Raw genomic sequence first — 8250 nt, 5'->3', positions numbered from 1 at the left:
CTGTAAGTCATATGGGCTTTGTAGTTACAGGCATGTTCCTGCTCAATATGGAAGGTTTGAGGGCGAGCGTTATGGAGATGTTTGCGCACGGTCTTACGTCAGCCTCCCTGTTTATGATAGCAGGTTTTATATACAATAGGTTACATAGCTTTAACATGGACGCTCTTAAGGGAAGTGCCAAGTACATGCCGGTTTTTGCCATAATAATAGTTATAACGGGTTTTTCCTCCATGGGTCTGCCGGGAGGATCCTCTTTTTGGGGTAAATTTCTCACTATACTTTCCGCAAAAGAATATACAACATCTTTAGCCATGCTTGTACTTGCGGGTGCTTTTTTCAGCGCTGTTTACATCCTATACTTCATGAAGGTGCTTTTCTTAGACACTAAGGAGGAAAGCAGATTGATACACTTTACGGATGTGAGAGGTTTCAAGTTATCCGCCTTTTTATTTCTCGTTATACCCATGTTTATGGTTGGGCTTGCACCTTTTTTATTCTTTAACATCTTTGATAAATCGGTAAAAGGGATTCTGCTTTTAGTAATGCACAAATTGATAGGAGGATAAGCACTTCATGGAGCTGAGGGATTTGGTAGGAACTGTTGAGATTCCGAACCTACGTCTTGTTATGCCTGAAGTGATCATTTTGATAACAGGTTTTATCCTTTTCAGTTTGGACATATTGCAAAGAAAAATAAATCATAGGATCCTTACTTTAGTAAGTGTTACTGGATATAGCATCGCACTTGTCTATATAGCCTTGAATCCTCTCTTATCAGGAAGTACCTTTTATGGTCTTTATGTGAGGGATGGCTTTTCTTCTTTCCTACAGTTCTTTATGATACTTATAACCTTATGCCTTCTTGCTTTTACATACAGATATTACAAGCAGAAGCTTTCCCTCTATAGCGAATTTTATTATATACTCTCTTTCTCTCTGGCGAGTGCCATGTTTCTTGCATCCTCTTATAATCTCATTACGCTTTATGTAGCCCTTGAAGGTGTATCTATATCCTTTTACATACTCACCTCTCTTCTCAGAGGTAACTTTAATTCCAAGGAAGGCGCTTTTAAGTATCTCATACTTGGAGGTCTAAGTATAGCCTTAGCTTCTTACGGTGCTGCCTTTATGTATCTTTACGCGGGATCTCTTGACCTTCATAAGATACTCACTCACGCAGGAGAAAACAGATATTTCCTTATACTCGGGCTTGTCTTTTTCCTCATAGGCTTTGCTATCAAAATAGGTGCAGTTCCTTTTCACTTCTGGCTTCCCGACGCTTATCAGGGAGCGCCTACACCTATTACAGCCTTTATGGCTTCTGTGGGAAAGCTTGCGTTTTTTGCACCTGTTGTTAGGATTATGCCTTTAATTCAAGAACACTTTGCTTATGCTTGGGTAATTACGGTAGGACTTATATCCGCCATGACAATGCTGTATGGTAACTTGGTAGCCCTTGTACAAAAAGATGTCAAAAGGCTTTTGGCTTACTCCTCCATCGCTCATTCGGGATACATACTCGCAGGCATATCCGTCGCAAAGGTCATCGGTCTAAAAGCGGTTTTATACTTCCTGATAGCTTATGCACTTATGGGTGCAGGCGCCTTCCTTATTCTTGCCTTACTGGAGAGGCATCCAGATTGGCAGAACAAGATGGAGGAGTTTTCCGGGCTTAGATTTAATGCACCTTGGATAGCATCCTCCTTTATGATCTTCATGTTTTCTCTTTTAGGTGTTCCCCCCACGGTGGGTTTCGTAGGAAAGGCTTTAGTATTTATGGCTCTCTCCTTTGACAAGCTTTGGTGGCTTGCCTTTGTGATGATCCTGGCTACAGGTATCTCAACGGGCTATTATGTAAGGCTCGTAGTTTTGACCTTCATGAAGGAAAGCAACAGATCCATTCATGTAAAGAGTTCTTTAGCCGAAAGGCTCGTCCTTATTATACTGACATTATCCGTTGTATTTTTGGGTGCTGTGCCTATAATAATATGGAGTTTTGCGAGCCAATCTGCGGATATGCTCTTTAAGAGGTGAAGGTATGGATTATGCTGGACTTTTGGCATTTTTAGGAGTTATGCTCGTGCTTGCGCTTTTCCTAATATCCTTAAATGCTCTTTTAGGTCCAAAAACTCCCGAAAGCATGGAGGATTATCCCTACGAGTGTGGTGTGCCTCTTTACGACGTGAGCGCTCAATCCACCTTTCATCAAGGGTATTACTTGCTCGGTCTTTTATTGCTACTGTTTGATATAGAGGCAGCTTTTCTATTTCCCTGGACGGTGGTTTACAAGCATTTAGGATTGTTTGGTTTTGTTGAGATGTTCCTGTTTATACTTATACTCACTTACGGGCTTCTCTACGCATGGAGAAAAGGTGCCTTAGATTGGCAATTTGAAGAGGAAGTTTTTGAGAGGTGAGGATATGCCCTGGGCTAAGGAAGAGGATCTTATAGACCTAAAAAAGAGATTTCCTGAAATTCAGATAGAAGTAAAGCCTACCATCACAAACCTGCACATAGGTAAAGACAAGCTCATAGATCTACTTAGGACTCTAAAAGAGGATATGGGTTTTAAGCTTTTTGTAGATCACTCAGTAATAGATTTCCCAGACAAAAGTCCCAGATTTCAAGCCTTTTATATTCTCTACAATGTGGATGAAAAGAAGCGGGTAGTGGTAAAAGTTTGGACTGATGGCACACTTCCAAGTATAGAAAAGCTTTGGTTTGCGGGCAAATGGGCTGAAAGAGAGTGTTACGATATGTTTGGTATCCGCTACGAAGGACACGAGAATCTGGTAAGAGCTTTCATGTGGGAAACTTACCAGTACTATCCATTGAGGAAGGACTTTCCTCTTGAGGGTTATGCTAACGTGGATCTCCCATCCCTCAATGAGGTGTTGAGAGGAGATGATCTTACGGGAACAATGAATTACGATAGGATGCATACCGCAATACCTACTCTTGAAGACCTTGAGATAACTCAAAAAAGGAGGTTGAAAAAGAAGGCTCAAATAGTTCTCAACTGGGGACCTTTACATCCCGGCACTCATGGCACCATGTGGTTTCTTTTTGATCTTGAAGGTGAGAGGATAGTTCAATGCGATGTTATTCTTGGACAGCTCCACAGGGGTGTGGAAAAACTTGCAGAAAACGAAATGTATAACCAGTTTTTGGTTTACACAGACAGGATGGATTACATATCAGCTCTTTGTTCCAACCAAGCTTGGGTAGTAGCAGTTGAGAGGCTACTTGGTATAGAAGATTTGATACCGGAGAAAGCCAAATACATAAGGACTATGATGTCTGAGCTTCAGAGGATAAACTCTCATCTCCTCTGGCTCGGTACTTACGCCCTTGATCTTGGAGCGCTAACTATCTTTCTGTATGCTTTCAAAGAAAGGGAAAAGCTCATGGACATAATAGAAGGCATAACGGGTGCGAGGCTTACCATATCTTATCCGAGAGTTGGAGGAGTAAGGATGGATCTTCCCGATGGGGCTTTAGAGGTAATCAAGGCTTTTGCGAAGAGATTCCCTAAAGAACTCAAAGACTGGGAGAACATACTCACAAGAAACAGGATATGGCTAAGAAGAAATGTAGATGTTGGAGTCATAAGTAAAGAAGATGTTTATTTTTACGGACTTACCGGACCAGTTGCTAGAGGTTCAGGTGTTGCCTACGATATGAGAAGGCTTGAGCCTTACGATGCTTATCCTTTCGTGGAGTTTGATATTCCGGTAGGTGAAAAAGGTGACGTATATGACAGGTATTTAGTGCGCCTTGAAGAGATGAAGCAAAGTATAAGGATCATACAGCAATGTGTAGCGGTACTTGAAAAAATGCCTAAATCAGCACCTTACTTTGCTGAATCTCCTGATCCTAAAAAAATAAAACTCTCTTTGGATGGGATAGGTCTAAAAGTGCCAGAGGGAGAGATATATTCTTCTGGGGAAAACCCAAGAGGGGAGTTAGGCTTTTTCATATACTCAACCGGAGGGGTAAAGCCTTACAGGGTCAAAATAAAGCCTGGAAGTATGTACAATCTCTGCGTGTATCCTAAGCTCATGCAGAACAGAGTTATAGCTGACGCAGTTGCTATACTTGCAAGCTTGGACCCAGTTGTTGGAGAGATAGACAGGTGACACGGAGGTGGATATGGAGAGCCTTATAGCGGGACTTATTCTAATAAGTGTAAAGATTCTCGTACTGCTTGTTATAATACTCGGTCTTGGTGCGTATCTTACACTCGTCGAAAGAAAAGTCGCTGCACACATACAGAGGAGACCAGGACCTATGGTGGTAGGTTGGCACGGTCTTTTACAACCTATAGCTGACGGACTTAAGCTCCTTACAAAGGAAGATCTTTTTCCCAGATATGGGAACAGATTCTTATACAACTTAGCGATAGTTATGGCTTTAGTTCCTGCATCACTCGTATTTGCGGTAATTCCCTTTGGTCCGGAGTTTGAAGTTTTCGGTATTAGAGTAAAACCCATCCTCACGGATGTGAACGTAGGTCTCCTGCTCTTTTTTGCTCTGGGGTCCCTCGCCGTTTATGCCATAGCTCTTGCAGGGTGGGCTTCTAATTCTAAATACGCTCTAATAGGCTCTATGAGAAAAGCTGGGATAGTCATTTCTTACGAAGTAGTGATCACTTTCGCAGTTATGGGTCCTGTTATATTAGCTCAAAGCCTCTCTACCTATACCATAGTCCAAAATCAGATAGATCAAAAACTCTGGTACATATGGCTACAGCCAGTAGCCTTTGTGGTTTATATGTTTGCCATGCTTGCGGAAACTGGCAGAGTTCCCTTTGACATACAGGAAGCTGAAGCCGAACTCGTTACAGGTTTTACAGTAGAGTATGCAGGTATGAAGTTTGGTCTCTTTCCGCTTGTAGAGTGGTATGTAGAGACCCTTTCACTATCCGCCATAGGCGTCATCCTTTTCTTAGGAGGCTGGTCTCCAATTAATATACCTTTTATAGGCTTTCTTGACCCTCTCTTTTTCTTAGGACCTCTCTCCCCCTTCGTATGGTTTTTGCTGAAAGTTGCTCTTCTCTTCCTTTTCGTGCTTTGGCTTCACTGGACGCTTCCAAGATATAGGATAGACCAAATTACTTCCACCGCTTGGAAAGTGATGCTACCGTTAACTTTTATAAACTTAGTACTTACCGCAGTTATAGCGCCTCTGGTATGGCGCTAAAGGTTCTCCTTACAGGTATGCCCCTGCTGTGCAGGTATTCCTTGAGTTGTGGTATGCTGATCTCTTTAAAGTGGAAAAGGGATGCAGCAAGTGCCGCATCAGCCTTCCCCTCTGTGAATACCTGATAAAAGTGTTCCAGCTTTCCCGCGCCTCCAGATGCTATAACGGGTATATTGACACTTTCCACCACAGCCCGAGTGAGATCTACATCGTATCCACTTTTTGTACCATCCATATCCATAGAGGTCAGAAGTATCTCACCAGCACCGAGTGATGCTACCTTTTTAGCCCACTCTATGGCATCTATGCCTGTTGGAGTCCTACCACCATTTATGTAAACTTCCCATCTGTCCCCTTTTCGTTTGGCATCTATAGCAACTACTATACATTGAGACCCGAACCTTACAGCCGATTCCCTTACGAGATCCGGGTTTTTAACTGCAGCAGTATTTAGAGAAACCTTATCTGCACCCGCAAGGAGAAGCTTTCGGATATCTTCTATTTCCCTGATTCCTCCACCTACTGTGAAAGGCATAAAAACACGCTCAGCAACTGCACTCACCACTTCTATCATAATACTCCTCTCTTCGTAAGATGCGCTTATGTCCAGAAAAACAAGCTCGTCAGCTCCTTGCTCCTCGTAGGCCAAAGCTATCTCAACAGGATCTCCGGCATCGGTAAGGTTTTCAAACTTTACGCCTTTTACGACCCTTCCTTTGTCCACATCAAGACATGGTATGATCCTTTTTGCAAGCATTTGAAGATTATATCCCTAAAAAATCAAATCCTCCGGTATCTTTTATTAGCATACCTTTCTCCACAAGTAAGCTTTCCTCTTCCTTTATTATAGCTTCTGGCATGAGTTTTTTTGGACATGCGTAAGAACAGTTCATGCAGTGTGTACAAAGTTGAGGATTCATATCTTTCAGACCGTAAGTTTTTTGCTCCAAGTTTGCATTCCTTTTATCAAATACGAGTTTTTGATATCTTGTGAGAGATAATGGACCTGCAAAACTTTGAGCGACTTCAAGCACGGGACATACACTATCACATACACCGCAAAGGATACACTCATGGCTCCTCTCTGTTTTTTTAAGTTCCCACTCAGTAAGTTTTATATTCTCCTTGCGAGGATCAAACCAAACTCTCCTGAGTTTCAATTTGAAGTATATAGGGTCATGATCAACTACCAGGTCCTTTATAACAACGAACTTGTCTATGGGTTCAAAAACAAGCTCCTCTCCAAATATAGATACCTTTGTGGAGCAAGCAAGTACGGCTTTTCCATTTACCTTTATAGCACACGTTCCACAAACACCCGCCCTGCACATGCTCCTAAAGGATAAACTCTGATCCATTTCCTCTTTTATCTTTACAAGTATGTCCAAAAGAGTAGCGTTCTCCTGAATATCTATTAGGAAAGATCTGTAACCCTCAAAGTCCTGACGCATTAGTTTTATGCTTGTTTTCACTTTCATACTATATAAATTAGAAACCCAGTTCGCAAAATACAGTGTTTATGATCTTTCCGGTTCTTTCCCTAAAATAGCTACTACCTGCTCTTGCAAGGGATTCAGCACCGCACACAACAAGAGATATTTGTCCTTTGAGCATTTCATTGAGATTTCTCTTTATAAATTCTTTAACAGCTTCCAAGCTCACACCTTCCCCATCCTGGAGTGTATCCGCAGGAATACCGACAAAACTTTTAGCTTGCAAACTACCCACTAATAGTACACTTGATTGATCTGTTGAGAGCTCAGTTTGAAGCTCAACCTTTATGCGATTTTTGAGTAAAAGTTCTCTATAGGCGCTGGAAACTCTGAAAGTTGGATCCGTTAAACCGTTAAATCGGTAAACTGGTTCATCTTTTAGTTCATCCACAAGAAGGATCTTCAGTCCTCCTCTATTGTAATAGAGCGTATTGCCTATAACCTCCTCTACGTCAGCTTTTAAAATGCCTCTTACCGAGCGGGAAAAAGGAACAACAAAAGAAGGGATAGTTTGGTCTCCCACTTGAATTCTTCCGTAAAGCACTTTCCAGTTTAGAAAACTAAACTCCCACTCTCTGCAGGACAGCGAAAGCCCTTCTGCAAAAAGTCTGACGGACTTTATAAAAAGGCTCTCCTCTTTACTGCCTGGTCTTCTACCTATGAAGGACACCAGATCCCATACTGCATTTTCCTTTTTCTGTTTGAAGAGTCCGTAGATGCACCCGCAATAATCCTGATGATACACCTCAAAACCTCTTGAAAGCTTAAACATCTCTTGAGTTCCACCTCCCTTTCTGTAGTCGGGGGATAAAAATTCAAGCCCATACGTGCTTGCCACGCTCTCTCCGCTCTCTTTTAGCATCATAAACTCTTTTTTTGGACTCATAAGGAGAGTCGTGGTGAGGTGAGTGGCTCCAAGATCTTTTGCAAACTGAGCTGATCTTATGAGTCTGTAATCAAAGCAGATTTTACATCTTTTACCCCTCTCTGGCTCATCCTCGTAACCCTTAACTGAACGCATCCAATTTTCTAAATCGTACTCACCTTTGTAAAGTTCTATACCCAGAGCTTGACAGATCCTTTCTGTTTCCACAAGCCTGAGTTTGTATTCTTCGTAAGGATGTATATTGGGATCGTAGAAAAATCCCACTATAGTATTGTCCGGATATTCCTCCCTTAATCTCTTGAGAAAATAAAAGGCATCTGGAGCGCAACATATATGCACAAGTATCTTCATAGAACACATAATAAAGGATTAATATATCCATTACATATGACCCGAATCATCTGCGCTATACTCCCTCTCAACCTCACCACCTCACCCACCACCATAACAGCAGGGGGTCTCACCTCAGGCGGGTTCTCAGAAAGCTCCTTAAGGCTTGTAATAACTACCTTCTGCTCCTTCGTTGTCCCCCTCTCTATGAAGGCTACGGGTTCTTTCGGCTCTCTCCCCACGCTTATTAACCTCTTTGCTATCTCCTGCCTGTTTGAAACCGCCATCAAAAAGACAAGGGTGTTTATCCCCTTCAGGCTCTCCCAGTCTATGCTTGAA

The 8250-nt window shown here is 42.2% G+C and carries 9 protein-coding genes; 5 read left to right on the top strand and 4 right to left on the bottom strand.

Going from position 1 to position 8250, the window contains the following annotated elements; genetic code table 11:
• The 5 genes from ABWK04_08210 to nuoH all read left to right on the top strand — a co-directional run.
• The coding region (locus ABWK04_08210) for a proton-conducting transporter membrane subunit (GenBank protein ID MEZ0361856.1) at positions 1-566 on the top strand (566 nt) is incomplete at its 5' end.
• A 7-nt stretch (positions 567-573) separates the two neighbouring features.
• Complete coding sequence (locus ABWK04_08205; GenBank protein ID MEZ0361855.1) at positions 574-2034, top strand: NADH-quinone oxidoreductase subunit N; 1461 nt, start codon at positions 574-576, stop codon at positions 2032-2034.
• Between the two features lie 4 nt (positions 2035-2038).
• Entirely contained in the window at positions 2039-2416 is a 378-nt protein-coding gene (locus tag ABWK04_08200) for an NADH-quinone oxidoreductase subunit A (protein ID MEZ0361854.1), read from the top strand.
• A gap of 4 nt (positions 2417-2420) precedes the next feature.
• Positions 2421-4139 carry an NADH-quinone oxidoreductase subunit D gene (locus ABWK04_08195; protein MEZ0361853.1) on the top strand — a complete coding sequence of 573 codons (1719 nt, stop codon included), beginning with the start codon at positions 2421-2423 and terminating at the stop codon, positions 4137-4139.
• Between the two features lie 13 nt (positions 4140-4152).
• The gene (gene nuoH / locus ABWK04_08190) at positions 4153-5202 is read left to right on the top strand and encodes an NADH-quinone oxidoreductase subunit NuoH (GenBank protein ID MEZ0361852.1); all 1050 of its coding nucleotides are present in this window, start codon (positions 4153-4155) and stop codon (positions 5200-5202) included.
• On the opposite strand, the gene hisF is transcribed toward nuoH, so the two are convergent.
• The 4 genes from hisF to ABWK04_08170 form a co-directional block, all read right to left on the bottom strand.
• Entirely contained in the window at positions 5177-5959 is a 783-nt protein-coding gene (hisF, locus tag ABWK04_08185; GenBank protein ID MEZ0361851.1) for an imidazole glycerol phosphate synthase subunit HisF, read from the bottom strand. The two genes, nuoH and hisF, sit on opposite strands and share 26 nt — an antisense overlap.
• Before the next feature lie 7 nt (positions 5960-5966).
• Positions 5967-6680: a 2Fe-2S iron-sulfur cluster-binding protein gene (locus tag ABWK04_08180; protein MEZ0361850.1), complete on the bottom strand. Its 714-nt coding sequence runs from the start codon at positions 6678-6680 to the stop codon at positions 5967-5969.
• A 10-nt stretch (positions 6681-6690) separates the two neighbouring features.
• Entirely contained in the window at positions 6691-7932 is a 1242-nt protein-coding gene (locus tag ABWK04_08175; GenBank protein MEZ0361849.1) for an epoxyqueuosine reductase QueH, read from the bottom strand.
• On the bottom strand, positions 7929-8250 hold a 322-nt coding region (locus ABWK04_08170), incomplete at its 5' end, for an SAM-dependent methyltransferase (protein ID MEZ0361848.1). The genes ABWK04_08175 and ABWK04_08170, both read right to left, overlap by 4 nt.

Origin of the sequence: Hydrogenobacter sp. (assembly GCA_041287335.1) — a bacterium.
Classification (GTDB): domain Bacteria; phylum Aquificota; class Aquificia; order Aquificales; family Aquificaceae; genus Hydrogenobacter.
Note: the sequence above shows the minus strand (reverse complement) of the source record. Positions and strands in the feature narration are given on the sequence as shown.

What these genes read in the sequence shown, in the direction of transcription:
- ABWK04_08175 (MEZ0361849.1), bottom strand. Translation starts at nt 7,932, where the DNA reads ATGAAGATACTTGTGCATATATGTTGCGCTCCAGATGCCTTTTATTTT.
- hisF (MEZ0361851.1), bottom strand. Translation starts at nt 5,959, where the DNA reads ATGCTTGCAAAAAGGATCATACCATGTCTTGATGTGGACAAAGGAAGG.
- ABWK04_08180 (MEZ0361850.1), bottom strand. Translation starts at nt 6,680, where the DNA reads ATGAAAGTGAAAACAAGCATAAAACTAATGCGTCAGGACTTTGAGGGT.
- ABWK04_08195 (MEZ0361853.1), top strand. Translation starts at nt 2,421, where the DNA reads ATGCCCTGGGCTAAGGAAGAGGATCTTATAGACCTAAAAAAGAGATTT.
- ABWK04_08205 (MEZ0361855.1), top strand. Translation starts at nt 574, where the DNA reads ATGGAGCTGAGGGATTTGGTAGGAACTGTTGAGATTCCGAACCTACGT.
- ABWK04_08200 (MEZ0361854.1), top strand. Translation starts at nt 2,039, where the DNA reads ATGGATTATGCTGGACTTTTGGCATTTTTAGGAGTTATGCTCGTGCTT.
- nuoH (MEZ0361852.1), top strand. Translation starts at nt 4,153, where the DNA reads ATGGAGAGCCTTATAGCGGGACTTATTCTAATAAGTGTAAAGATTCTC.